The 23,558-nt window shown below is 71.4% G+C and carries 20 protein-coding genes; 2 read left to right on the top strand and 18 right to left on the bottom strand.

Translation table 11 applies throughout. The features are described 5' to 3' along the window. Positions 1 to 7: 7 nt before the first annotated feature. From OG246_RS38295 to OG246_RS38365, 15 genes are all read right to left on the bottom strand, one after another. Positions 8 to 925 carry a glutamate ABC transporter substrate-binding protein gene (locus OG246_RS38295; protein WP_266473613.1) on the bottom strand — a complete coding sequence of 306 codons (918 nt, stop codon included), beginning with the start codon at positions 923 to 925 and terminating at the stop codon, positions 8 to 10. 17 nt (positions 926 to 942) lie between these two features. Next, complete coding sequence (locus tag OG246_RS38300) at positions 943 to 1,686, bottom strand: amino acid ABC transporter ATP-binding protein (RefSeq protein WP_266473615.1); 744 nt, start codon at positions 1,684 to 1,686, stop codon at positions 943 to 945. 109 nt (positions 1,687 to 1,795) lie between these two features. Next, on the bottom strand, positions 1,796 to 2,236 hold the full coding sequence (locus tag OG246_RS38305) for a DUF6278 family protein (RefSeq protein ID WP_266473618.1): 441 nt from the start codon (positions 2,234 to 2,236) through the stop codon (positions 1,796 to 1,798). 181 nt (positions 2,237 to 2,417) lie between these two features. Further along, positions 2,418 to 3,197 carry an exodeoxyribonuclease III gene (locus OG246_RS38310; RefSeq protein WP_266473620.1) on the bottom strand — a complete coding sequence of 260 codons (780 nt, stop codon included), beginning with the start codon at positions 3,195 to 3,197 and terminating at the stop codon, positions 2,418 to 2,420. An 81-nt stretch (positions 3,198 to 3,278) separates the two neighbouring features. Continuing rightward, positions 3,279 to 3,911 (bottom strand): MBL fold metallo-hydrolase, encoded by a 633-nt coding sequence (locus OG246_RS38315; protein WP_266475005.1) that lies wholly within the window; start codon positions 3,909 to 3,911, stop codon positions 3,279 to 3,281. Between the two features lie 91 nt (positions 3,912 to 4,002). Next, complete coding sequence (gene pcaC / locus OG246_RS38320; RefSeq protein WP_266473622.1) at positions 4,003 to 5,298, bottom strand: 4-carboxymuconolactone decarboxylase; 1,296 nt, start codon at positions 5,296 to 5,298, stop codon at positions 4,003 to 4,005. Between the two features lie 129 nt (positions 5,299 to 5,427). Further along, complete coding sequence (locus OG246_RS38325) at positions 5,428 to 6,726, bottom strand: sulfite oxidase (protein ID WP_266473623.1); 1,299 nt, start codon at positions 6,724 to 6,726, stop codon at positions 5,428 to 5,430. 349 nt (positions 6,727 to 7,075) lie between these two features. Continuing rightward, entirely contained in the window at positions 7,076 to 9,397 is a 2,322-nt protein-coding gene (locus tag OG246_RS38330) for an SWIM zinc finger family protein (RefSeq protein WP_266475007.1), read from the bottom strand. 95 nt (positions 9,398 to 9,492) lie between these two features. Then, a complete protein-coding gene (locus tag OG246_RS38335) occupies positions 9,493 to 12,393 on the bottom strand; it encodes a DEAD/DEAH box helicase (RefSeq protein ID WP_266473624.1) in 2,901 nt (966 codons plus the stop codon). 101 nt (positions 12,394 to 12,494) lie between these two features. Beyond that, on the bottom strand, positions 12,495 to 13,076 hold the full coding sequence (locus tag OG246_RS38340) for a sugar kinase (RefSeq protein ID WP_266473625.1): 582 nt from the start codon (positions 13,074 to 13,076) through the stop codon (positions 12,495 to 12,497). After that, positions 13,073 to 14,218 carry an ROK family glucokinase gene (locus OG246_RS38345; protein WP_266473627.1) on the bottom strand — a complete coding sequence of 382 codons (1,146 nt, stop codon included), beginning with the start codon at positions 14,216 to 14,218 and terminating at the stop codon, positions 13,073 to 13,075. The genes OG246_RS38340 and OG246_RS38345 overlap by 4 nt, the downstream gene beginning before the upstream one ends. A 130-nt stretch (positions 14,219 to 14,348) precedes the next feature. Further along, the gene (locus OG246_RS38350; protein ID WP_266475008.1) at positions 14,349 to 15,152 is read right to left on the bottom strand and encodes an ATP-binding cassette domain-containing protein; all 804 of its coding nucleotides are present in this window, start codon (positions 15,150 to 15,152) and stop codon (positions 14,349 to 14,351) included. Between the two features lie 14 nt (positions 15,153 to 15,166). After that, the gene (locus OG246_RS38355) at positions 15,167 to 16,198 is read right to left on the bottom strand and encodes an ABC transporter permease (protein WP_266473630.1); all 1,032 of its coding nucleotides are present in this window, start codon (positions 16,196 to 16,198) and stop codon (positions 15,167 to 15,169) included. Positions 16,199 to 16,218: 20 nt separating this feature from the next. Then, a complete protein-coding gene (locus OG246_RS38360; protein ID WP_266473632.1) occupies positions 16,219 to 17,223 on the bottom strand; it encodes a sugar ABC transporter substrate-binding protein in 1,005 nt (334 codons plus the stop codon). Positions 17,224 to 17,469: 246 nt separating this feature from the next. Next, positions 17,470 to 18,207: a GntR family transcriptional regulator gene (locus OG246_RS38365; protein ID WP_266475009.1), complete on the bottom strand. Its 738-nt coding sequence runs from the start codon at positions 18,205 to 18,207 to the stop codon at positions 17,470 to 17,472. A 129-nt stretch (positions 18,208 to 18,336) separates the two neighbouring features. Between OG246_RS38365 and OG246_RS38370 the strand changes: the two genes are divergently transcribed. Continuing rightward, entirely contained in the window at positions 18,337 to 19,347 is a 1,011-nt protein-coding gene (locus OG246_RS38370) for a Gfo/Idh/MocA family oxidoreductase (RefSeq protein WP_266473635.1), read from the top strand. A gap of 84 nt (positions 19,348 to 19,431) precedes the next feature. Here the strand turns inward: OG246_RS38370 and OG246_RS38375 are convergent, their stop codons facing one another. From OG246_RS38375 to OG246_RS38385, 3 genes are all read right to left on the bottom strand, one after another. After that, positions 19,432 to 20,616, bottom strand: coding sequence for a cytochrome P450 (locus tag OG246_RS38375; RefSeq protein WP_266473637.1), 1,185 nt, complete (start codon positions 20,614 to 20,616; stop codon positions 19,432 to 19,434). 40 nt (positions 20,617 to 20,656) lie between these two features. Next, positions 20,657 to 21,328 carry a response regulator transcription factor gene (locus OG246_RS38380; RefSeq protein ID WP_266473638.1) on the bottom strand — a complete coding sequence of 224 codons (672 nt, stop codon included), beginning with the start codon at positions 21,326 to 21,328 and terminating at the stop codon, positions 20,657 to 20,659. Between the two features lie 376 nt (positions 21,329 to 21,704). Continuing rightward, positions 21,705 to 22,952, bottom strand: a complete 1,248-nt coding sequence (locus tag OG246_RS38385) for a histidine kinase (protein WP_266475011.1) — start codon at positions 22,950 to 22,952, stop codon at positions 21,705 to 21,707. Positions 22,953 to 23,315: 363 nt separating this feature from the next. Between OG246_RS38385 and OG246_RS38390 the strand changes: the two genes are divergently transcribed. Continuing rightward, positions 23,316 to 23,522 carry a hypothetical protein gene (locus tag OG246_RS38390; RefSeq protein WP_266473639.1) on the top strand — a complete coding sequence of 69 codons (207 nt, stop codon included), beginning with the start codon at positions 23,316 to 23,318 and terminating at the stop codon, positions 23,520 to 23,522. Positions 23,523 to 23,558: the final 36 nt, after the last annotated feature.

Here is a 23,558-nt window from a genome sequence, read left to right on the forward strand (position 1 = left end):
GACGGTCTCAACTCCCCTGATAGCGGTCGATCTTGGGCGGGGTAGGCGCAGGCACGCCGGAGAGGCCGAGCGTCGCCTCGTACGCCTTCTTCCAGTCGCCGTTCTTCTCGCGGGCCTCCAGTGCGTCGTCGAGCGCGAACCGCAGCGCGTTGTCGCCGCGCGGCACTCCGATGCCGTACGGCTCCTCGGAGAACGGCTTGCCGACGACCTTGAGTTCGTCGGGGACCTTCGCCGCGTAGCCGATCAGGATCGCGTCGTCGGTGGTGACGGCGTCGACCTGGTAGGTGAGCAGGTTGTCGACGCAGACCGAGTACGTGTCGTAGGCGACGAGTTTCGCCCTCGGGTAGTCCGCCTTGATGCGCTGGTAGGGGGTCGAACCGGCCGCCGAGCAGACGGTCTTGCCTGCGAGGTCCTGTGGGCCGTGGATGTCGTTCTCGTCCGCGCGCACCAGCAGGGACTGACCCGCCATGTAGTACGGGCCGGCGAAGCCGACGAGTTTCTTGCGCAGGTCGTTGATGGTGTAGGTGCCGACGTAGTAGTCGATCTGCCCGTTCTGCAGGGCGGTTTCGCGGTTCGCCGAAGCGATCGTCTTGAAGCGGACCGTCGTCGGAGCGAAGCCGAGCGAGGCCGACATCATCTTGGCGATCTCGATGTCGAAGCCGGAGTACGTGCCGCTCGCCGGGTTCTTCTCTCCCAGGTACGGCTGGTCCTCCTTGGCGCCCACGGTGAAGTAGCCGCGCTTCTCGGCACGCTTCCAGGTGGACGAGTCCGGGAGCTGAAAACCTTCTACCACCTGGTAGTTGGGCAGTTTGTCGGCGGCTGGTCCCTTGGTCGGAGGGCTCCCCTCCTTGCCGCAGGCGGCCGCGCTGGCGATCAGTGCCGCAACCGCCGCGAGGGCACAGGACACACGTGTCGTACGGATCATGCTGCGCACCCCCCGGCTCAGTGCTTGAGGATCTTGGAGAGGAAGTCCTTGGCGCGGTCGCTGCGGGGGTTGGTGAAGAACTCCTCCGGGGTGCGGTCCTCGACGATGCGGCCGTCGGCCATGAAGACGACGCGGTTCGCGGCGGAGCGCGCGAAGCCCATCTCGTGGGTGACGACGACCATCGTCATTCCGTCGCGCGCCAGTTGCTGCATGACTTCAAGGACTTCGTTGATCATCTCGGGGTCGAGCGCCGAGGTCGGCTCGTCGAAGAGGAGCGCCTTCGGATCCATGGCGAGGGCGCGGGCGATGGCCACGCGCTGCTGCTGTCCGCCGGAGAGCTGTGCCGGGTACTTCGGGGCCTGCGAGGCGAGGCCGACGCGGTCCAGGAGTTCGCTGGAGCGCTTGTCGGCTTCCTCCCGCTTGCGGCCGCGGACCTTGACCTGGGCGAGCGAGACGTTCTGCAGAACCGTCTTGTGGGCGAAGAGGTTGAAGGACTGGAAGACCATGCCGACCTCGGCACGGAGCTGGGCGAGCGCCTTGCCCTCCTCCGGAAGCAACTTGCCGTCGAGCTTGATCGTCCCCGACTCGATCTTCTCCAGCCGGTTGATCGCTCTGCACAGTGTCGATTTTCCCGACCCCGACGGGCCGATGACCACGACCACCTCCCCCTTACCGACGGTGAGGTTGATGTCCTGAAGGACATGCAACTCACCGAAGTGCTTGTTCACGTCATGCAGCTCGATCAACGGATCGACAGCCATGCCCGGCCCCTACCCACTCTCAACTGTGTCGCAGTTGCCGCAAACTATCCGGACAAGAACGGACTTAATACTCGACACGCACTTTTCGGGCATTAGCCGTATTGTGCGGTTAGCCCTCCGACACCTCCGCGTAGAGCTGCGAGAGTTCGGGGGCACCGGTGGATGCCCAGGTGTGGCCGGAGGCGACCACATCGATCTCACGGCCGGAGGCCAGCCGCACCACGGGATGGCCGTTGGGCCAGATCTCCCATACGGCTCCGGGGACCGTGCGCACGATGACCGTGCCGACGTAGAGGCCCGCGTCGTTGCCGAGCCAGGGCAGGCTCTCCTCGTCGTCCCGCCAGCGCGGCAGAAGTTGGTCGAGGGCCTCCAACGAGGCCACGGAGTCGTCGAGTTCGACCCCCGCCAATTCCGCCTGGGAGCGCAGCAGATCGCACTCGGAGAGGAGCTCGGCGACACCCTCGGAATCGGTCACGCCGTCTGAGAACACCGCGACCCCGAAGGCGGGGCCACGCTTCTTGCGCCAGTTACCGAGGAAGGGGATGTTCATAAGCCCAGCGTGTCATTCACGCCACCGCGCGCACCACAGGCGCGCGGGGTCGCCTGTTCGAGGGCGTTCCCATCCATGGCGGCCGCGCCCCAAGTCCCCACCGGACCAAGGGAGATCACCGCCCGCGGTCCGCGGACGGGCTGATGAACCGATGGGCGCGCCGTTCACACGTCCAGGTCCGCTACACGTCCAGGTCCACCACGACCGGCGCATGGTCCGAGGCGCCCTTGCCCTTGCGCTCCTCGCGGTCCACGTACGAGTCGGTGACGGCCTTCGAGAACGCCTCGTTCCCGTAGACGAGGTCGATGCGCATACCGCGGTTCTTGGGGAAGCCGAGCTGACGGTAGTCCCAGTACGTGAACGGGTGGTCGTACTTCAGGGGGCGCGGGACCACGTCCGTGAGGCCCGCCTCGCGCAGGGCGGCGAGGGCGGCGCGCTCGGCCGGGGTGACGTGCGTGGCGCCCTCGAAAGCGGCGATGTCCCAGACGTCGTCGTCCGTCGGCGCCACGTTGTAGTCACCCATCACCGCGAACGGCCGGCTGCCCGCGGCGTCGCCCGCGATCGCCGCTTTGAGGGCCTCGAACCACTGGATCTTGTACGCGTAGTGGGGGTTGTCCACCTCGCGCCCATTCGGCACGTACACCGACCAGACGCGGACCGGGCCGCAGGTCGCGGAGACCGCGCGGGGCTCCTGGACGCCGTCGAAGCCGGGGTCGCCCGGCAGTCCCTTCACGACGTCCTCGAGACCCACTCGGGAGACCACCGCGACGCCGTTCCACCGCCCCGTGGCGTTCACCGCCGACTCGTAGCCCAGCTCCCGCAGCTCCTCCGTGGGGAACTGCTCGGCGGTGGTCTTGGTCTCCTGGATGCACAGCACGTCCGTGCCGCTGCTCTCCAGCCAGGCCAGCAGCCTCGGGAGACGGGCGGTGATCGAGTTCACGTTCCAGGTGGCGATACGCATGACTCACAACTTACCGGGCGGGTACGACAACGGGTCCGGCGGCGCCTTCCGCGTGCGGAAGCCGCCGTCTTCTCATGCGGCTCAGACCTCCGCCGACGCCCCCGGCGTGAGCCGCAGGTGCTCGGAGCCGCCCAGGGCGCCGATCTGGTTGTCGTAGATCGGCCGGGCGAGGTCGGTGAGCAGGGCGTCGTGGATGTCGTACGCGCGCTGCGGCTTGACCTCGCGGACGTAGTCGATGACCTCGGAGATCTTGCTCCAGGGAGCCATGACGGGCAGCAGCAGCGTCTCGACCGGATGGTCGGGGACGGTGAGGGCGTCGCCCGGGTGGAAGACACGGCCGTCGACGAGATAGCCGACGTTGGTGATGCGCGGGATGTCCGGGTGGATCACGGCGTGCAGTTCGCCGTGCGCCTGGACGTCGAAGCCCGCGGCGCTGAAGGTGTCGCCGTGGCCGACGGTGTGCACGCGCCCCGGGAAGGCCGCCGAGATCTTGTCGGCCACCGACTTCAGCGTCCAGATCTCGGCGCCCGGGTTGGACTCGAGCCCGGCCCGCAGCCGCTCCTCGTTGAAGTGGTCGGCGTGCTCGTGCGTGATCAGGATCGCGTCCGCGCCGACCGCGGCATCCGCCTCGCTGAAGGTGCCCGGGTCGATGACGAGCGTGCGTCCGTCCTTCTCGAGGCGGACGCAGGCGTGCGACTTCTTCGTGAACTTCATGAGGGTCATGGCTCCATCCTGCCCCCGTCGGCCCGGCGCCGGGCCGCTCAGGCTGGTGCCCTCGCTGCCCGGATGAAGATCACGGGCGCGGTCACTCCTGGGGGGTGGTCTCTTCTCGTATGACCTGCTGGGCCACCTTGAAGGCGCTGTTCGCGGCCGGCACGCCGCAGTAGACGGCCGCCTGGAGGAGCACTTCCTTGATCTCCACCGGGGTGAGGCCGTTGCGGAGGGCGGCGCGGATGTGGAAGGCGAGTTCGTCGAGGTGGCCGCCCGCGACCAGCGCGGTGAGCGTGACACAGCTGCGCGAGCGCCGGTCGAGCCCCGGCCGGTCCCAGATCTCGCCCCAGGCGTACCGGGTGACGAAGTCCTGGAAGTCCCCGGAGAACTCGTCCGCCGAGGCCAGCGCCCGGTCCACGTGCGCGTCGCCGAGCACCTCACGGCGCACCTTGATCCCGGCGTCGTACGGGTCGGGCCGCCCCAGCCCCTCGGCCTGCGCGGCGGGCGGCGCGATCTCGGCGACGGGGGACGCCGAGGGCGGCGGGGCGATGCCCTGCTTGACCGGGGCCGCCGGGATCGCCATCTGGCCGGTCGACGAGTCGAAGGCCGGCTGCCAGGCGCTGGTGAAGTGTCGTACGAGGAGGTCGGTGACCGCGGCCGGCTGCTCGACGGGGACCAGGTGCGAGGCGCCGGGTACGACCGCGAGCCGGGCGTCCGGTATCCCGGCGACCAGGGTGCGGGCCTCGGCCGGCCCGGTGACCTGGTCGTCCGAGCCGACGAGGACGAGGGTCGGCACGCCGATGCGGGTGAGTTCGGCGCGTACGTCGAAGGCGGCGAGCGCCTCGCAGGCCGCGATGTAGCAGCCGGGGTCGGTGGTGCGCACCATCTGCACGGCCCACTCGGTGATCGCGGGCTGGGTGGCGGCGAATCCCTCCGTGAACCAGCGCTCGGGCGACATCCGGGCGATCGGGTCGAGACCGTTGGTGCGTACGATCACACCGCGCTGCCGGAACTCGTCCGCCGTGCCGAAACGCGGCGAGGCGGCGATCACCGCGAGCGAGGCGAGCCGCTCCGGATGACGCAGCGCCAGCTCGATCCCGATGGCGGCGCCGAACGCGCAGCCCGCGTAACCGAAGCGCTGCACACCGAGCCCGTCAAGGGTGGCGAGCAGCCGCTCGACGAGTTCGGCGACCGAACCCGCCGGGTACGCGGGCGCGCCACCGTGACCGGGCAGGTCGAACCGGAAGATCCGCCAGTGCTTGGCCAGCTCCGGGACCTGCCGGTCCCACATGTGCCAGGTGGTGCCGAGCGAGGGCCCGAGGATGAGGACCGGGGCGTCTTCCGGGCCGTCGCATCGGTACTGAAGGGCAGGGGTCGTCGTCTCACTCACCGCTCCACGCTAACTTCCATCCCTGTGGGGGCGGACATGGGCCCTGGTTGTCCACGTCGCCCACACTGGTCCGCCACATGGGGTGACGTGCATATGTGCGGAAGGCATACGTGGAGCGGCTACATGTGGTCAGGACACCTGGACGGGGTGTCGTACGACCGCGTCGAAGAGGTAGCCCTGCGTGTTGACGACCGTCGTCTCCGGCTGGCTACGGCCCGTCGTGTCCGTCGCGCGGGCCAGCAGCGTGTACGTCCCCGGAGTCGTCGGACGCCAGTCGGTGGACCAGCGGACCCAGCCCGCGCGGCGCGGCACGTCGTACAGCCGGGCCCTCTTCCAGGTCGCGCCACCGTCGGTGCTGACATCGACGCGGACGACGCCACCGGCGCCGGACCAGGAACGGCCGGTGAGCCGATGGACCGTGCCTGCCGGGAGGCTCGCGTTCCAGGCGAGTTCGAAGGCGCTCTTGAGGGTCTGCCGGGTGAGCGGCGCGCTGCCGCCGTCGGGGTACGCGGCGCCGAACAGCCGGTAGAAGTCGGTGTTCCAGGGCGAGTAGAGCGGCTGGGCGGAGACCTCGATGTCGCCGACCCACTTGATCGAGGCGATGCCCACCCAGGAGGGCACCAGGACACGCACCGGGTGACCGTGGTCCGCGGGAAGCGGTTCGCCGTTCATTTCGTACGCGAGCAGCACGTCGTCCAACGCCTTCGAAAGCGGCAGCGGGCGGCGGACATGACCGAGGTTCGTGCCGTCCGCGGTGACGTACTCCGCGTCCAGGCCTCGGGGCAGGACGTCCACGGCGCGGTCCGTGAGCCCGGCCCTGCGCAGTACCTCGGCCAGCCGTACGCCCTTCCAGCGTGCCGTGCCGATCGCGCCGAGCGTCCACGCCGTACCACTGACGCTCTGCCCCTGCTGCGTCGTGAAGAAGCTCCGGCCGTTGCCCGCGCACTCCACGAACGCGGTGCGGGTGGTTGCGGGCAGCCGCTTCAGGTCGTCGAGCGTGAACTCGACGGGCTCCTCGCGCGCGAGTCCGTCTCCCCAGAGGGTGAGGGTCCATGCCTCGGCGTCCAGGAGGGGTGTGGCGGTGTGGTTGCGTACGAAGAAGTGGCCGTTCGGGGTGTGGTAGCCGGTGCCGGCGAGGGACGCGAACTTCGTCTCGGCATTCGTACCGCGTGCCGTGAACCAGTCGTCCGGGAGGGGTTTGACGATGCCGGGGACCGTCGCGGCGGCGGACACGGAGGTCCCGGTGGCGGCCGCAGCGGGTGCGCCGAAGGCCGTGGGCACGGCCGCGGTGAGTCCGGCCGCGGCGAGCAGTCTGAGCATGTCGCGGCGGGCCACGCCATCGGCCCGGGCGTCGCCCGCCAGCCATTGGCGGAGTCTGCGGCGGTCGTAGGCGGACTCGGGGTGGAGTGTGTGAGGCGACTGGGGCATGGCGGGGCCTGCCTTTCGGGCGGGAGGCGAACGCTCGGGGCACGGCGGGGTGGACCGCGGCCGTGCGAAGGGACGGCACTCGGGAGGTGCCTGAAGCGCAAGGGGGTTATGGCGTCTGCGGTGGGACCGCGACTGCCATGGCACGGACGGCGTCCGTGGCGAGGATCAGCAACAACAACCGCGCGACGAACGCGCGCGGGACCGCGGGGCGGGGTGGTGGTTGCTGGGGAACATGGGCGCCATGGTACGAGTCGGAGGGCAACTCGTCGGGGAATCGGGGCAGTCGGTGTTCTGGAACGCCAACTGCCGGACAGCGGGCGTGCGGAGGGTACCGGGTGACTCGCCGGCGTCAGAGGTCGCCCGGTGCGCCGAGGCCGGTGAGGGCGCCGACCGGGTCCAGGTCGGGGGTGCCCCGGGGCCACCAGTCGTCCTGGCCCGGCTCTGATTCGTAGGCGTACCAGAGGCCGTTGTGGCCGAGGCGGAGCTGGGCGTGGCCTCTCGGGTGGGTGAGGTGGTTGCGCCAGGGTCGGAAGGCGGGGAGATCGGCGGCGAGGAGGAGTGGGCGGGCCCGGTCGAAGCGGCCCGCGGGCGGATCCCAGGACTCTTCGAGGACGGCGAGCCCTTCGAAGCCGCCTTGGCGCCAGGCGGCGACCGCGCGCGCCAGGTCGGCCCGGGTACGTCCCGCGGCGGAGGCGAGCGAGGCGTAGAGGGTGCGGGTCGCCGCGGTGAGGCCGGAACCGGGGCGGGCGGCGGCGAGGCGCACCGCGTCCTGCCAGAGCGTCAGGCCCGCGACCGGATCGCGGCCCGCGGTGAGCAGCGTGTGCGCACGAGCCGCCGCGTCGGTGGCCAACTGGTCCAGCGCGAACGGGTCCGGGCCGCCCGGCGCGCCCGGGTAGGTCGGCGGCTGCTCCGGGTGCGCGGGCGGTGGGAGCGGCGCGGGGAGGGGAGGCAGTACGCGCTGAGCGAGGGCGTCGCGGGCGCGGGTGCCGGGGAGGGGGGCCGGTTCCTGATCCTGGGCGGCGCGCGCGATACGGGCCGCGTTGCGGCGGGACAGCGCGTCGAGAAGCTCGCGTTCGCCGCGGCCGCGCAGGAGGAGCAGCACGAAGGGGTCTTCGTCCAGCAGCCGTGCCGTCTGGTAGCAGAGGGCGGCCGCGTGCTTGCAGGGATGCCCGGAGTCGGGGCAGCTGCAGTGCGGTTCCAGCTCGCCGGGACCGGGGAGCAGGGCGACCCCGCATTCGGCGAGCGACTTGGGCATCTCCTTGTCGAGCAGCGCCGCGATGTCCCCGGGCCGCTCGGCGACCGCGTCGAGGAAGCGGTCCCAGTCACCGTCGGACAGCGTCCCCAGGGCGACCTGTACGCGATACGGCCGCGGGCGGCTCCCGTGCACGTACGCGAGCACCAGCCCAGGTGTGACCGTGATCGCGTCCACGTGCCCACGCCCGGCATACGTCCTTCCTCGCGCAAGCCGCGCGGCATCGAGCGCCCCCTCCTCCAGCGCACTCACCCACGCGTTCCCCCACCACGTCTCCGCGAAGCCGCCGGCCCCCGACTCCCGCGCCGGAAAGGCCTCGAACGTCCGGCGCAGCTCACCATCGCGACCAGGGGATCCCATGGAACGCGGGAGCCGGGTGGGCGCGACTGGGGGCCGCTCTACGGGCCTGGGGTGCGCGGGGTGCGGGTCGGGGGTTGCTCCGCGCAGGGGCAGGGGTGGTGCGTCCGGGGACGGGACGGTTGGGTCACCGGGCTGCGCCGGGTGACGGTCCGGGATTGCTCCGCGCACGGGTCGGGGCGGTGCGTCCGGGGACGGGACGGTTGCGTCACCGGGCCGCGCCGGGCGCCGGTCCGGGATTGCTTCGCTCGCGGGCAGGGGTGGTGCGTCCGGGGGTACGACAGCCGCGGCGTCGGGCTGCGCCGGGCGCGAGTCGATGCCCTCGCTCGCGGGCCGGGGGTGTGCGTCCGCGCCCTGGCTCGGTCGGGTCGCGGCTGCGGGCTGCTCGGGGTGCGAGTCCGAGCTTGCGTCGACGGCGGCTTCGGTGTCGGACGGCAGTTGGAAGGCGCCGGCGAGCAGATCGCGTAGGTCTTGGGCCTGGGTTCGCCGGTTCTGGCTCCGGGGGTTCCGCGGAGCCCTGGAATCGGTCGGCGCGGGATCGGTGGACCGGCGCCGCGCCTCGACTCCCCTGCTGCCAGGGTCCGTTGCCCTCTTGGTTCCGGCATCCGTTCGCGTCTGCCTCGCCTCACTCCGCGCGGCGCGCAACGCCTCGCGTGCGATGTCTCCTGGGCGCGGACGCTCTGCGGGCGGACTGCCTGTCGGGGTTGCCTCCGTCCTGGCAACGGCCTCGGCCTGGACCTCGGTCCCGGTCCCGGCATCGGCATCGGCATCGGCTGGAGACTGTGGCCGGCCGGGTTCCACAGCCCCGTCGGACGCCGCAGTCGCACCGGCGTAGGCGCCGTGAACAGCTCCGGTACCGGCTGACCTTCCCGCCGCCGTCGCCCGTCGCAGAGCCTCGCGTGCCGCGTCTCCCGGTCGCGCTCCCGGGGAGGACGCCCTCTGGGGGCGCGGATCGGCGGCGACCCGCTCAGCCGGCTGGTCCGGCTGACCCGACTCACCGTCAGCCGACTCGTCCCCCCGAACCTCGCGCTCCCGCGCGGCCCGCAGAGCCCGGCGGGCCACGTCGGCAGGGCGCGCTCCCGCCTCCTCCGCCGGGAGGTGTGACTGCTCGATGTCCCCGCCCTCGGTCTCCGGAGCCGTCTCATCCGCGTCGGCGTTCACGTGGGCCTCCGAAGGGACACCAGGTCCGACAGCTCGCGGTCGGTCAGCTCGGTGAGAGACGCCTCGCCGGAGCCGAGGATCGCGTCCGCGAGCGCCCGCTTCGCTTCGAGCATCTCGGCGATGCGGTCCTCCACCGTGCCCTCGGTGATCAGGCGGTGGACCTGGACGGGCTGGGTCTGACCGATTCGGTAGGCGCGGTCGGTGGCCTGCTCCTCGACGGCCGGGTTCCACCAGCGGTCGAAGTGGACGACATGTCCGGCGCGGGTGAGGTTCAGGCCGGTGCCGGCTGCCTTGAGGGAGAGCACCAGGACGGGGGTCGCACCGCTCTGGAAACGGTCCACCATGTGCTCGCGCTCGGGGATCGGCGTTCCGCCGTGGAGGAGCTCCACGGGGACCGCGCGCGCGGCCAGGTGGGCGGTGATCAGGCGGGCCATGCCGACGTACTGCGTGAAGACCAGCGCGGAGCCGTCCTCGGCGAGCAGCGTGTCCAACAGCTCGTCGAGCAGGGCGAGTTTGCCGGAGCGGGCGGAGGGTCCCTGGGCGGCGGCCCGTGCGTCCTCCTTCAGATACAGCGCCGGGTGGTTGCAGATCTGTTTGAGGGAGGTGAGGAGCTTCAGAACCAGTCCCCGGCGCGCGATGCCGTCGACGGTCTCGATGGCGAGCAGCGACTCGCGGACCACCGCCTCGTAGAGGGAGGCCTGTTCGCGGGTCAGCGGGACCGGGTGGTCCGTCTCCGTCTTGGGCGGGAGTTCGGGGACGATCCCGGGGTCCGACTTCTTGCGGCGGAGCAGGAACGGGCGGATCAGCCGGGCCAGGCGGGTCACCGCCTCCTCGTCCTCCCCGTTCTCCACGGCGCGCGCGTGCCGGGCGCGGAAGGACTTGAGGGGGCCGAGCAGGCCGGGGGTCGTCCAGTCGAGCAGGGCCCAGAGTTCGGAGAGGTTGTTCTCCACGGGGGTGCCGGTCAGCGCCACGCGCGCGGGGGCCGGGATCGTCCGGAGCGCCTTGGCCGTCGCCGAGTAGGGGTTCTTGACGTGCTGGGCCTCGTCCGCGACGACCATGCCCCAGGTCTGCTGGGCCAGGTGTGCCGCGGCCGAACGCATCGTGCCGTAGGTGGTGAGGACGAAGCCGCCGTCGAGGTCTTCCAGGGTGCGGTCGGGTCCGTGGAAGCGGCGGACGGGGACGCCGGGCGCGAAACGGGTGATCTCCCGCTGCCAGTTGCCCAGCAGCGAGGCGGGGCAGACGACCAGGGTCGGCTCGCTGCGGGCCCGGCGCAGGTGCAGCGCGATGAGCGTGACGGTCTTGCCGAGCCCCATGTCGTCCGCGAGGCAGCCGCCGAGGCCGAGGGAGGTCATCAGGTCCAGCCAGGCGAGACCCCGGAGTTGGTAGTCCCGGAGCGTGGCCTGGAGACCGGGAGGTGGCTCGACGGGAGTCACGCCCGCCGTCAGCCGGTCGCGCAACACGGCCAGCGCGCCGACCGGTACCGCCTCGACGGTCTCGCCGTCGACCTCCGCGACGCCACTGAGCGCGACGGAGAGCGCGTCGACCGGGTCGAGGAGGCCGAGTTCGCGTTTGCGTGCCTTGCGGACCAGGGCCGGGTCGACGAGGACCCACTGGTCACGCAGCCGTACGACCGGACGGTGGGCCTCGGCCAGGGTGTCCATCTCGGCCTCGGTGAGCGGGTCACCGCCGAGGGCCAACTGCCAGCGGAACTGGAGCAGTTCCTCGCTCTCGAAGAACCCGGTGCCGTCCGTCGCCGACCCGGGCGCCGGGCGCACCACGGCCGCCGCGCTCAGGTCCTGGGCCAGATCCCGGGGCCAGTGGACGGCGACTCCGGCCGCGCCGAGCCGGTTGGCCGCGACACCGAGCAGGTCGGACAACTCCTCTTCGGAGAGGGCGAGTACATCGGGCACGTCCTGCTCGGACAGCCGGTCCATGGGCGGCCAGACGCGGGCCGCCCGACGGACGGCGAGGGCCGCGTCCACGCGCGCGCGGGGGCCGAACGTCGCGTCGGCCTCGCCCGCCCACAGCGCCGCGGCGTCGACGACGAGGGTGGGGTCGGCGAGGCTGTGCACCTGGACGACGGCCGCACCCGCGCGGCGCGCTCCCTCACCGTCGTCGAAGAGCTGGTACGCCGACAGGTCCAGGCGGAGCGAGATCCGGACGCCCGCGTCCATGCCCGCGGCGACCTCCGCGGCCCAGTCGTGGGCTCCCGGCAGCCGCTGCGGCCCGATCGCGGCGAAGGGTTTGCCGGAGGTGTACTGCGCGGCCGGGGTGCGCGGCAGTGTGTCGGCGACCGCGTCCAGGAAGGACCGCATCAGCGCTTCCGGTTCCGGCAGCCGGAGCGGGCCCTTGCCGGGGAGGGGGACGGCGTGTCCCTCGTACGGCAGGGCCGCGGCCACCGCCCTCAGGTGGGCGATGTCGTCCGGGTCCAGCGGGCCCGCGCGCCAGGCGTCGAAGCCGTCGGCCGTCAGCCCCGGCAGCAGCCGCCCGCGCGCGACGAGCCGCAGCGCGTGCAGTGCGGCGGCGCCCCAGCAGGCCGTGGCGGGATGCGCGGCGGGGTCGCGGCGCGCCCCGGCCAGCAGCGGCAGGGCCTCGCCGATCGGCAGGGTCACGGCGGGGACGGTGCCCCTGCGGATTCCGGGACCGTGCCGCCGTACCACCGTCAGTTCGGTCGGCTCGCCGGACGATCCCCGCTCGACGTGCTCACCGGGTGTCCCCCGCCCGGAACTCTCGTCGGACGACGGCCCCCGTTCCCCGGCGCGTCCGTCGGACGGTCCCGGCTCGCCCTCCGGATCCCAGAAGGCGACCCGCCCCTCGCGCGGCAGCGGCGCGGGCAGGAAGACGGCGGCGAGCCGCATCGGGATCGCCTTGTCGGCCACATCCACCCCGTCCCCCATACGCCCGCTCACCTCCCGCCCTTCAGCCGAATCAGTTGTCTTCGACTCTACGGGCGGGGTCTGACAATCGGCCTCGGCGACAGCGCCGGCGGCGGTGCTGGTCAGGGAGTCGTGCGCGAGACCACGTACACCATGGGGTGCTCGGGGTTGGAAAGGTTCACGACGATGTCCAGGGTGGGCGCCGGGTCCTTCTGCTTGTGGACGAGGCCCGACCACGGGCCGGGACCCGTGAACTCCCAGCCGACGACCTGCTGGTCGCGGGCGTTGATGGCGAAGTCGTCCGGCTGCAGGGCGGCACGGGTGACTCCGACATGGCCCAGGAACCTGTCCAGGCCCGCGCTGGTCGTGCCGAACTGGACGTACAGACGGCTGGTCTTCCAGTTGTTCGTCTCGTAGTAGGCGACGTCGGTCGCGTACGACGGGATGGTGATCTGGTAGACGCGGCGCTGGACGCGCGACGGCCAGCCCGTGGTGAGGCCGGTCGCCGAGTACTTCTCCTCCTTCTGCTTGCCGGCGTCGCGGCTCTGGTTGGCGGAGATCACCAGATAGCCGGCCGGGACGCCGATGAGCAGCACGATGATCAGGAGGGTGAGCGCGCGGCGGCGGAACTTGCGGCGCGGGTCCTCGGGCGGCCGTTCGGGCTCGTCCGGCGGCGAGGCCTGGCGCGGCAGCGAGGCCGTCACAGCGACCCCTGCGAGGTACGGCGGGACTCCACATAGCGCTCGTACCGCTCGTAGCGCTCCACCCTGCGGCGGTTGGCGCGGCGGAAGCGGCGAGCGACGAGCCGGGCGAGGTCGGCGGCGCCGACCATGCCGGCCTCGGGGCCGAGCTGGGCGCGGGCGATGCGGGCCTCGGGGCGGTAGCCGCGGCCGGTGAGGTGCCTGCGGAACGCGTCCCGTGCCGGGCCGATGAGCAGGTCGTCGGCCGCGCTGACACCGCCGCCGATCACGAAGCAGGAGGGGTCAAGGGCGGCTGCCAGGTTGGCGATGCCGACGCCGAGCCACTGTCCGATGTCCTGGAGCAGCTCGATGCACATGGCGTCGCCCTCGCGGGCCAGCTCGGTGATCAGCGGTCCGGTGATGTCGGGGATGCTGCCCTTGACGCGCTCGATGAGCCCGTACGCCACCGGGGAGTCGGCGGCGGCGAGTTCGCGGGCCTCGCGCACCAGCGCGTTGCCGGAGCTGTACTGCTCCCAGCAGCCGCGGTTGCCGCACGGGCAGCGGTGGCCGCCGGGCACGACCTGCATATGGCCGAACTCGCCCGCGACGCCGAACTTGCCGCGCTTGACCTGGCCGTCCTCCAGGATCGCGCCGCCGATGCCGGTGCCCAGCGTGATCATGACGAGGTGGTCCTCGCCCCGGCCCGCGCCGAAGCGCCACTCGGCCCAGGCGGCGGCGTTGGCGTCGTTGTCGACCAGCACTGGCACGGCGAGGCGGCTGGAGATGCGGTCCCGGAGGGGCTCGTTGCGCCACGACAGGTGCGGGGCGAACAGGATGCGGTTGCGGTCGGCGTCGACCCAGCCGGCCGCGCCGATGCCGACCGCGTGCACGTCGTGCCGGTCCGAGAGGTCCAGGACCAGTTCGACGATGGTGTCCTCGACGACCTTGGGGCTCTTGGACTTGTCCGGTGTCTCGGCGCGGAGCTTCTCCAGGATGTTGCCGTCGGCGTCCACGACACCGGCCATCACCTTCGTGCCGCCGATGTCGATGCCGACGGTGGGAACGCGGGGGGCCGTCAGGTGGGAACGGCGCTCGCGCGTTCCCACGGTCCGCAGGACGGTGGCCCGCGCGGAGCCGCGGTGTGCGAGGTCGCGGTAAGTGCTCATCGCGCCGATTCTGCCCTACGCCAGCGCTGGCCTGCACGGTGGGAGACCGTGGGTGCGTTGGGTCGGTCCGTCCTCCGCGGGCCGGCTGTGGCTGATCGCGCAGTTCCCCGCGCCCCTGTCGGGGCGCCCCCTAGGTGGCGCGTTCCAGCTCGTGGCGTAGATCGTCCAGTTCGCTGCCGCCTGCCATCTGGCGGGTCAGCTCGTCCAGGCTGATCTCGTCGCGCAAATGGCTGCCCGACATCGCGCCCCGCTTCAACAGTACGAAGCGGTCGCCCACCAGGTATGCGTGGTGCGGGTTGTGGGTGATCAGGACAACACCCAGGCCGGCGTCCCGTGCGGCGGCCACATATTTGAGGACCACACCGGACTGCTTGACGCCGAGGGCGGCGGTGGGCTCGTCGAGGACGAGGACCTTGGCGCCGAAGTGGACGGCGCGGGCGATCGCCACGCACTGGCGCTCGCCACCGGAGAGGGTGCCGATGGGCTGGTCGACGTCGCGGAGGTCGATGCCCATGCGCAGGAGTTCCGCGTGGGTGGTCCTGCGCATGAACTCGACGTCCATGCGCTTGAAGGGGACCACGCCCTTGCGCGGTTCGGAGCCGAGGAAGAAGTTCCGCCAGACCGGCATCAGCGGGACGACGGCGAGGTCCTGGTAGACCGTGGCGATACCGCGGTCCAGGGCATCGCGCGGGGACGACAGACGGGTCTCCTCGCCCTCGATGCGCAGGGTGCCCGCGTCGTGCTGGTGCAGGCCCGCGATGATCTTGATGAGTGTGGACTTGCCCGCGCCGTTGTCGCCGAGCACGCAGGTGATCTCGCCCGCGTGGACCTCCAGGGAGACGCCTTCGAGGGCGCGGATGTTGCCGTAGTACTTACTGACGTCGTCGAGCTCGACGAGCGCCGCACGTTCCGCGGCGGCCGCGTCCTTCGTCATGTTCGCGTCCGTCGTCATTTCGTCGCCTCCGCGCGCTTGCGGACCCAGTGGTTGAGCAGGGTCGCGAGGAGCAGCATCACTCCCAGGAAGAACTTGAACCAGTCCGGGTTCCACTCGGCGTACACGATGCCCTTGCTGACCATGCCGAAGATCAGGGCACCGACCGCCGCGCCGACCGCGGAGCCGTAGCCGCCGGTGATCAGACAGCCGCCGATGACGGCCGCGATGATGTACGTCAGTTCGTTGCCGACGCCCTCGCCGGACTGCACGACGTCGAACGAGAACAGCAGGTGCTGGCCGGAGATCCAGGCGCCGAAAGCGACGCCCATGTAGAGGCCGATTTTCGTCTTGTCGACCGGCACACCGACCGCACGGGCCGCTTCCTCACCGCCGCCGACGGCGTAGATCCAGTTGCCGATACGGGTGCGCAGCAGGATCCAGGTGGCGACGACGATCAGGCCCAGCCACCACAGGATGGTGATCTTGAAGTCGACGCCGCCGATGGTGAGCGTCGAGGCGAAGACGTCCCTGGCGGAGGAGAAGCCCTCCATGTCGGAGATCGACTTGGTCGAGACCGTGCCGCTGATCAGCTTGGTGAAGCCGAGGTTCATGCCGGTCAGCATCAGGAACGTGCCGAGCGTGATGATGAAGCTGGGCGGGTCGGTGCGGGTCAGCATGACGCCGTTGAAGACGCCGATCGCCAACGTGACGATTAGCGAGACGAGGACGCCGACCCAGACGTTGGCGGTCATCTGGTAGCTGAACATCGAGGAGACCAGCGCGGAGGACGTCACCATGACGCCCGCGGACAGGTCGAACTCGCCGCCGATCATCAGCAGCGCGACCGGTACGGCCATGATGCCGATGGTCGAGGAGGCGTACAGGACCGTGCTGAGGCTGGCGGCCCGCACGAAGCTGTCCGCGAAGATCGCGAAGAAGAGGAAGACCGCGATCGCGCCGACCACCGAGCCGAGCTCGGGGCGGCCCAGGAGCTTGCGCAGCGGCGACTTCTTCAGGAGGCGTTCGTCGGGCCTCGCGCTGGGCATGGGCGCAGGAGCTGTCGCGGTCATCGGGTGCCCCGCTTGGTGTACTCCTCCAGGGCGGCGGCCATGTCCTTGGTGATGATCTGCGGTCCGGTGAGGACCGGCTTGCCGCCGCCGAGGACGTTGGAGTTGTACTTGTAGAGCCAGAGCAGGTCCACGGCCTCGTACCCCTGGAGGTAGGGCTGCTGGTCGACGGCGAAGCCGAGCGTGCCCTCCCCGAGCTCCGTCGCCACCTTCGCGTTCAGGTCGAAGGTGTCGATCTCTGCCTTGCTGCCCGCGTCCGCCTTGGCCTTGACCGCGGTGTCCGCGTACGGGGCGCCGAGCGTGACGACGGAGTCGATGGACTGGTCGGCCTGGAGCTTGGCGCCGATGGAGGACTGCACGTCGGGCATGCTCGTGCCCGTGACGTAGAGGTTCTCCACCGTGCCGTCGAAGGTCGCCTTGATGCCCGCGCAGCGCTGCTCGTGGCCGACGTTGCCCTGCTCGTGCAGGATGCACAGAGCCTTCTTCTTGCCCCGCTTGTTCAGCTCGTCGCCCACGGCCTCACCGGCGATGGTCTCGTCCTGGCCGATGTGCGCGAGCGCGCCGAACTCCTTGGACTCCGCGGAACCCGAGTTCACGGTGATCACGGGGATGCCGGCCTTCTCGGCGCGCTCGACCGCCGCCTTCATGGCGTCGGGCTTGGCGAGCGTGACGATGATGCCGTCGACCTTCTTGTCGACCGCGGCGTCGACGAGCTGCGCCTGCTGCTGTGCCTCGTCGTCGTGCGAGTACAGGAAGTTGATGTTGTCCTTGACGGCGGCCTGTTCGGCGCCGCTCTGGACGATGTCCCAGAAGGTGTCGCCATCGCCCGAGTGGGTGATCATCGCGAAGGTCCAGTTGGGCGTGTTCACCGCGGCCTTGCCCTGGGCGGCCGCCGCCTCGCGGGCATCCTCGGCCCGTTTGCCGCCTGTGCTGCTGCAACCGGCGAGGGAGACCCCCAGCGCCCCTGCGAGCGCGATGCCTACCCAGGTTCGAGTCCGTGCCACGAGGGGGTGCCCTTCTTGCTGTGCTCCTTGGTGCGCCGGGCCCTGCGGACTGGCCCGGAGGGCCGTCCGTAGGCCCCTGGGGCCGGCGTCCCACCGGTCCCAAACGCCCAAGTATGAGTCACGGGGATCATGCACCCCACCAGCGGGTCCCGCGCGCGGTGTCCTCCTCCGGTTGCCGTACGTCCTTCTCGGTGACGATCACCCCCCGGTCGCGCCGCATTTACTCCACGGCCGGCCCGCCGCAGGTCAGGGCCGTACGAGGAGCTGGAACTCGAAGGAGTAGCGCGAGGCCCGGTAGGTGTGGGAGCCGAACTCGACCGCGCGGCCCGTGTCGTCGAAGGTGGTGCGCTGCATGGTGAGCAGCGGCGCCCCCGCGGGCTCGCCGAGCCGCTCGCCCTCCTGCGCGGTGGCCGCGCGGGCACCGATGGACTGGCGGGCGCTGTGCAGCGTGATGCCCGTGGCGCGCATCAGCCGGTACAGGCCCGTGGCCTCCAGCTGTGCCGAGTCGAACTTCAGCAGCCCCGGGGGCAGATGGTTGCAGAGGTACGCCATCGGCTCCCCGTGGGCGAGTCGCAGCCGCTCCACACGGTGCACCTCGCTGCCCTCGGCCACGGACAGCGCGGCCGCGACTTCGGCGGAGGCCGGTTCGACGGTGTTGACGAGCACCTGGGTCTCGGGGCGCTGCCCGGCCGCCTCCAGGTCGTCGTACAGGCTGCTGAGCTCCAGCGGGCGCTTGACCTGGCTGTGCACGACCTGGGTACCGACGCCGCGGCGCCGCACGAGCAGGCCCTTGTCGACGAGGGACTGGATGGCCTGGCGGACCGTGGGCCGGGACAGCCCGAGCCGTCCGGCGAGCTCGATCTCGTTGCCCAGGAGGCTGCCCGGGGTCAGCACCCCGTGCTCGATCGCGGCCTCCAGCTGTTGGGACAGCTGGAAGTAGAGCGGGACCGGACTGCTGCGGTCGACGCTGAGCTGGAGCGACACGGTCGGATCCACATCTGGTTTCGGCACGGCCCCGAGCGTAGCTCCGGGAGATGTTGACGGGAAGTTGTGAAGTTCGATTGTCCGGACAAACCATTGACAGGCCCCCGGGTCGGCCCTCACTTTGTAGCCATGCGCATCGGACTTATCGGAACGGGTCGTATCGGTACATTTCACGCGACCACTCTGAACCGCCACCGCGAGGTCGGCTCCCTTATCGTCACGGACGCGGACACCGTGCGGGCCCAGGCACTCGCGGACCGTCTGGGGGCCACTGCGGCGCCCGGCGTGGACGAGATCTTCACCTGGGGTGTGGACGCGGTCGTCATCACCGCGGCGACCTCCGCCCACGCCGAACTGATCGGTCGGGCAGCACGCTCCGGACTCCCTGTCTTCTGCGAGAAGCCCATCGCCCTCGACCTGCCTGGCACGCTGGCGGCGCTCGCCGAGGTCGACGCCGCCGGAACCGTGCTCCAGCTGGGCTTCCAGCGCCGCTTCGACGCGGGCTACACGGCCGCGCGCGAGGCGGTGCGCTCCGGACGGCTGGGGCGGCTGCACACGGTCCGCGCGATGACGTCCGACCAGTCACCGCCCCCGGCCGCCTACCTCCCGCTCTCCGGCGGGCTCTACCGGGACTGCCTGATCCACGACTTCGACATGGTGCGCTGGGTCACGGGCCGCGAGGTCGTCGAGGTGTACGCGGCCGGGTCGGACGCGGGGCCCGCGATGTTCCGCGAGGCGCGGGACATCGACACCGCCGCCGCGGTCCTCACCCTGGACGACGGCACGCTCGCCACGGCGACGGCGACCCGCCTGAACGGCGCGGGCTACGACGTCCGCATGGAGCTCGCCGGCGAGCTGGACCAGATCACCGTCGGACTTGACGACCGTACGCCGATCGCCTCCACGGAACCGGCCGGGCCGCCGGCCGCGAACAAGCCGTGGATGGGCTTCCTGGAGCGCTTCGGCGCCGCGTACGAGACCGAGCTCGCCGCCTTCGTCGACGTCGTCCGCGGCGAACGCACCAACCCGTGCGACGGCCACGAGGCCCTCCAGGCCCTGCGCATCGCCGAGGCGTGCGAGCTGTCGCGGCACGAGCGGCGTCCGGTACGGCTGGCGGAGATCCCGGGAGACAGGGACTGACCGCGGGGCCCTTGGGCGTACGGAACCGACGGGCGGACTCCTGCCCGTCAGGACGGCCGAGCGCCCTTGCGCGTCACCTCGGCCTCACCACCGCACCGGCAAGCGGCGCACACCCCGCATCAGCATGCCGGGCAGCCACTCTCCGGGCGGCCCGTCGAGCGCCAGGTCCGGGCAGCGGTCCAGCAGGGAGCGGAGGGCGACGCGGGCTTCCAGGCGGGCGAGGGGCGCGCCCAGGCAGTAGTGGATGCCGTGCCCGAAGGCGATGTGACCGCGGGCGTCGCGCCTGATGTCGAAGCGGTCCGGTGCCGGGTACCGCACGCCGTCGCGGTCGGCCGCGGTGAGGCCGATCATCACCGCGTCGCCCGCCTCGACGGGCGTCCCGCCGATGTCGAGAGGTTCGGCGGCATAGCGGAACGTCGCGTTCTCCACCGGCCCTTCGTAGCGCAGCGTCTCCTCCACGGCACCGTCGAGGAGTGTCATGTCGGCGCGCAGCGCGGCGAGTTGGGCGGGGTGGGTGAGCAGCGCGTGGACGCCGCTCGAAATGAGGTTGACCGTCGTCTCGTGCCCGGCGACGAGCAGCACGAAAGCCATGCCGCGCAGCTCCTGGGGCGAGAGCCGGTCGCCGTCCTCCGCGGTCGTCCGGATGAGACTGCTGAGCAGGTCGTCGGCCGGGGCGGAGCACCGCTTGTCCTCGATCAAGTCGGTGAGATACGCGGCGAGTTGGACGAACGCGTCGTACTCGGTCGCCGCGCTGGTGGGCGCGACCGCCTCCGTCGACAGCGCACGGAAGGCCGCCCGGTCCATCTCGGGCACCCCGAGCAGCTCACAGATGACGGTGAGTGGCAGCGGATAGGCGAACGACTCCACGAGGTCGGCACGCCCGCGCGGCAGCATCGCGTCGAGCAGCTCGTCGGTGATCTCCTGGACGCGCGGCCGCAGCGTCTCCACGCGCCGCATGGTGAACTCGCGTGCGATGAGCGCCCGCAGCCGCGTGTGCTGGGGCGGGTCGGCCACCAGCAGGTACTTGCCGATCAGCTCCTCGTCGAGGAACGTGACCCCGATCTTCTCCCCGTCCTTGGCCAGCCGCGGATCGGCGAGCGCCGCCCGCGCCTCCTCGTAGCCGACGACGAGCCAGGTCTCGTGGTGCGCGTCCGGGAACGGCAGCCGCACCCGGTGCACCGGCCCGAGCGCACGCAACTCGGCATACACGGGATGCGGATCCTCCCTGAACCGCGCCCCGTACTCCCCCAGATCGATCACTTCCGCCATACGCCTCCCCCTTCACCACCAAAACGCCCGGGAGAGCCGACTAGTGCCCGTCCTCTTCGAGCAGTCCGGCGTCGTACGTCAACAGGGCGATCTGTACGCGGTTGTTGAGGTCGAGCTTGGCGAGGATCCGCGAGACATGGGTCTTTACGGTGGCGACGCTCATGAAGAGTTCGGTGGCGATCTCGGCGTTCGCCCTGCCCTGCCCGACGGCCACGGCGACCTCGCGCTCGCGGTCGTTCAGGGCGGAGATCCTCGTGCGGGCGCCCGATCGCCGGGTGTCGAGGGCGGAGCCGGCAGCGTGGGCCATCAACTGGCGGGTGACGGTGGGCGAGAGCACGGGATCGCCCGCTGCGACGCGACGTACCGCCGCGAGGATCTCCGTCGGCGGGGTGTCCTTGAGGACGAAACCGGCCGCGCCCGCGCGCAGCGCCCGCAGTACCTGGTCGTCGGCGTGGAAGGTGGTGAGGACGACGACCTGGGGAGCGTCCTTGCGTGCGCGCAGCTGCTCGGTGGCCGTGAGTCCGTCGACGTTCGGCATCCGGATGTCCATGAGGACGACGTCCGGGCGGGTGCGGTCGACGAGCGCGGCGACCTCGCTCCCGTCGGCGGCCTCGCCGACGATCTCGATGTCATCGGCGCCGCCCATCATGAAGGACAGGCCGGCCCGCACCAGGGGGTCGTCGTCGACAAGGAGCAGTCGGATCACAGTCATGGGCCTACCGTAGTGACGCGGCGCGTACGGGACGGTTTCTCGCCCCCTCCGCCCCTTCCCGTCCCGTTCCTGGGGGCTCCGCCCCCAGACCCCCGTATCGCGCTGACGCGCTCGTCCTCAAACGCCGGACGGGCTGAATGGCCCTACCCGGTGCTGAAGAGTGCGGCCCCATGGGTGGGTGGGGCATCGGGATGGCGCAGCCTTTCCCAGACGCCGAACGGGCTGAAAGATACCCACCGGCGGAAGGGGGCGTGCCGGTACGTCCAAAGCCCGTCGCGTACGTTCGCGTCACCGGACGCTTCCCTGCCCGGCCAACGTCTGATCCGGCGGCGACGGGCGGACGTACCGGCACGCCCCCGACCCACCCACCACCTGGTCAGACCCCCCACGGCAACCACGCCCGCACCTCGAACCCCCCATCCCCCGCACCCCCGTGCACAAGGCGCCCACCCGCAAGCGTCGCCCGCTCGGTCAGCCCGATCAGCCCCTGCCCCGACCCCGGCACATGCGGAACCTCCCCCGGCGGCGCCGGATTGTGTACGACCACGGTGAGGCCGTCCCCCGGAGCGCCCGAGACGGACACCGTCACCTCCGCACCCGGCGCGTGCTTGCGGGCGTTCGTCAGCCCTTCCTGGGCGATGCGGTACGCGGTGCGGCCGACGGACGCGGGCACGGCGGCCGGCTCCGTGACGCGGTTGTCGAGGACGACCTTCATGCCCGCCGAGCGGGACTCGGAGACCAGCCCGTCGAGCGCGGCGAGCGTGGGCTGCGGCCGCCCCGCGTCGTCGGAGTCCCCCGTCCGCAGCACCCCGATGATCTCCCGCAGATCCTGCAGGGCCTCGTGCGCGCTCTCCCGGATCACCCCGGCGGCCCGCGCGACCTCCTCGCGGGGCGCGTCCGGCCGGAACTCCAGCGCCCCCGCGTGCACGCTCAGCAGCGTGAGCCGGTGCGCGAGCACGTCGTGCATCTCCCGTGCGATGTCCTCGCGGGCGAGCCGCTGTGCCTGCTCGGCCCGCAGCGCCGCCTCCGTCTCGGCCCGCCGCGCCCGGTCCCGCAGACTCAGCATGAGCTGCCGCTTGGACCGTACGAACATGCCCCAGCCGACCAGCGTCACGGTGATCAGCGCGCTGATGCCGACCGAGGCGACGTACGGCAGATCGGGGTCGGGCCGCAGCCAGAAGTAGACCGGGAGCAGCGCGAGCGAGATGGCGGCGAGCGTGCCGACGTACTTGAAGGGCCGGTGCACGGCGAGGGTGAACAGGGCGACCATGCCGGCGCCGCCCGCGGTGTTCGAGAGCAGTCCTATGGAGAGCATCGCGACGGCCAGCCCCAGCGGCCAGCGGCGGCGCAGCCAGACCGCGGCGCAGGCCAGTGCGCCGACCAACTGGTCGGCGACGGCCAGGGAGTGCGGGGTGTTCGGGTCGTTGGTCAGGGTGTCGGCGGCCAGCATCCCGATGACGACGGCGATCACGAAGCACCCGAAGTCGACGATCCAGTCCCGCGCGGTGCGCCTCGGCCGCCCGGACCGCCCGACCCGCTCGGGGCCGAGCTCCGCCACCAGGGCGGAGGGCAGCAGCCACCGCCGCGTCTGCAGTCCGTGCGCCTGCGCCGACGCGACGGACAGCGCCGCACCGGCAGCCGGCCCCCGAGCCCCGGCCGCACCCGTACCCGCCCCGACGGGCCTGGCCAGCACCCCGGGCACCACCGCACCCGGCTCAGCCAGGCCCCCGGTCGGGGCCTGCGCCTGAGGCACCGTCGCCCGGCCGGTCAGGTCTCGCGGCGCACTCGCCGGTTTGTCACTGCTCACGGTCGACAAATCTACGCAGCCACGGCCGCGCCCACCTCCCCCCGCCGGGGATCACCGACCAAAGTCGCACCCCTTCAGACTTTGGTCCCGGCCCCTCCTCCGCGGTCCACCACTTAGGTCGGACATGCCTCGCCCCGCGGCCGATGAACGTGGGGGGTCCGCGGGGCGAGGGTTTTCTTCATGAAGCAGTTTCTGGAGGTTCTCGGCTTTGTCGCCCTGGTCCAGGGCGCCCTGGGCCTGGTGAACGAGTTCACCGGCCGCCTACGAGGGTGGGGCCTCGTACAGCGGCTCGGTTTCCTCGACGGCTACGAGATCTACGCGAGCGTCACCCTGCTCGTGCTGTCGTTCGCGCTGTTCGCGGCCGCCGAGAGCCGGAAGCCCGGCTGAACACGGGCCGGACCTCCGGCGCACCCGGCGACAACC

Origin of the sequence: Streptomyces sp. NBC_00620 (genome assembly GCF_026341825.1) — a bacterium.
Taxonomy (GTDB): Bacteria; Actinomycetota; Actinomycetes; order Streptomycetales; family Streptomycetaceae; genus Streptomyces.

Coding starts and splice junctions, on each gene's coding strand:
- OG246_RS38295 (WP_266473613.1), bottom strand. CDS start 925: ATGATCCGTACGACACGTGTGTCCTGTGCCCTCGCGGCGGTTGCGGCA.
- OG246_RS38300 (WP_266473615.1), bottom strand. CDS start 1,686: ATGGCTGTCGATCCGTTGATCGAGCTGCATGACGTGAACAAGCACTTC.
- OG246_RS38305 (WP_266473618.1), bottom strand. CDS start 2,236: ATGAACATCCCCTTCCTCGGTAACTGGCGCAAGAAGCGTGGCCCCGCC.
- OG246_RS38310 (WP_266473620.1), bottom strand. CDS start 3,197: ATGCGTATCGCCACCTGGAACGTGAACTCGATCACCGCCCGTCTCCCG.
- OG246_RS38315 (WP_266475005.1), bottom strand. CDS start 3,911: ATGAAGTTCACGAAGAAGTCGCACGCCTGCGTCCGCCTCGAGAAGGAC.
- OG246_RS38325 (WP_266473623.1), bottom strand. CDS start 6,726: ATGCCCCAGTCGCCTCACACACTCCACCCCGAGTCCGCCTACGACCGC.
- OG246_RS38335 (WP_266473624.1), bottom strand. CDS start 12,393: ATGGGGGACGGGGTGGATGTGGCCGACAAGGCGATCCCGATGCGGCTC.
- OG246_RS38345 (WP_266473627.1), bottom strand. CDS start 14,218: ATGAGCACTTACCGCGACCTCGCACACCGCGGCTCCGCGCGGGCCACC.
- OG246_RS38350 (WP_266475008.1), bottom strand. CDS start 15,152: ATGACGAAGGACGCGGCCGCCGCGGAACGTGCGGCGCTCGTCGAGCTC.
- OG246_RS38355 (WP_266473630.1), bottom strand. CDS start 16,198: ATGCCCAGCGCGAGGCCCGACGAACGCCTCCTGAAGAAGTCGCCGCTG.
- OG246_RS38370 (WP_266473635.1), top strand. CDS start 18,337: ATGCGCATCGGACTTATCGGAACGGGTCGTATCGGTACATTTCACGCG.
- OG246_RS38375 (WP_266473637.1), bottom strand. CDS start 20,616: ATGGCGGAAGTGATCGATCTGGGGGAGTACGGGGCGCGGTTCAGGGAG.
- OG246_RS38380 (WP_266473638.1), bottom strand. CDS start 21,328: ATGACTGTGATCCGACTGCTCCTTGTCGACGACGACCCCCTGGTGCGG.
- OG246_RS38390 (WP_266473639.1), top strand. CDS start 23,316: ATGAAGCAGTTTCTGGAGGTTCTCGGCTTTGTCGCCCTGGTCCAGGGC.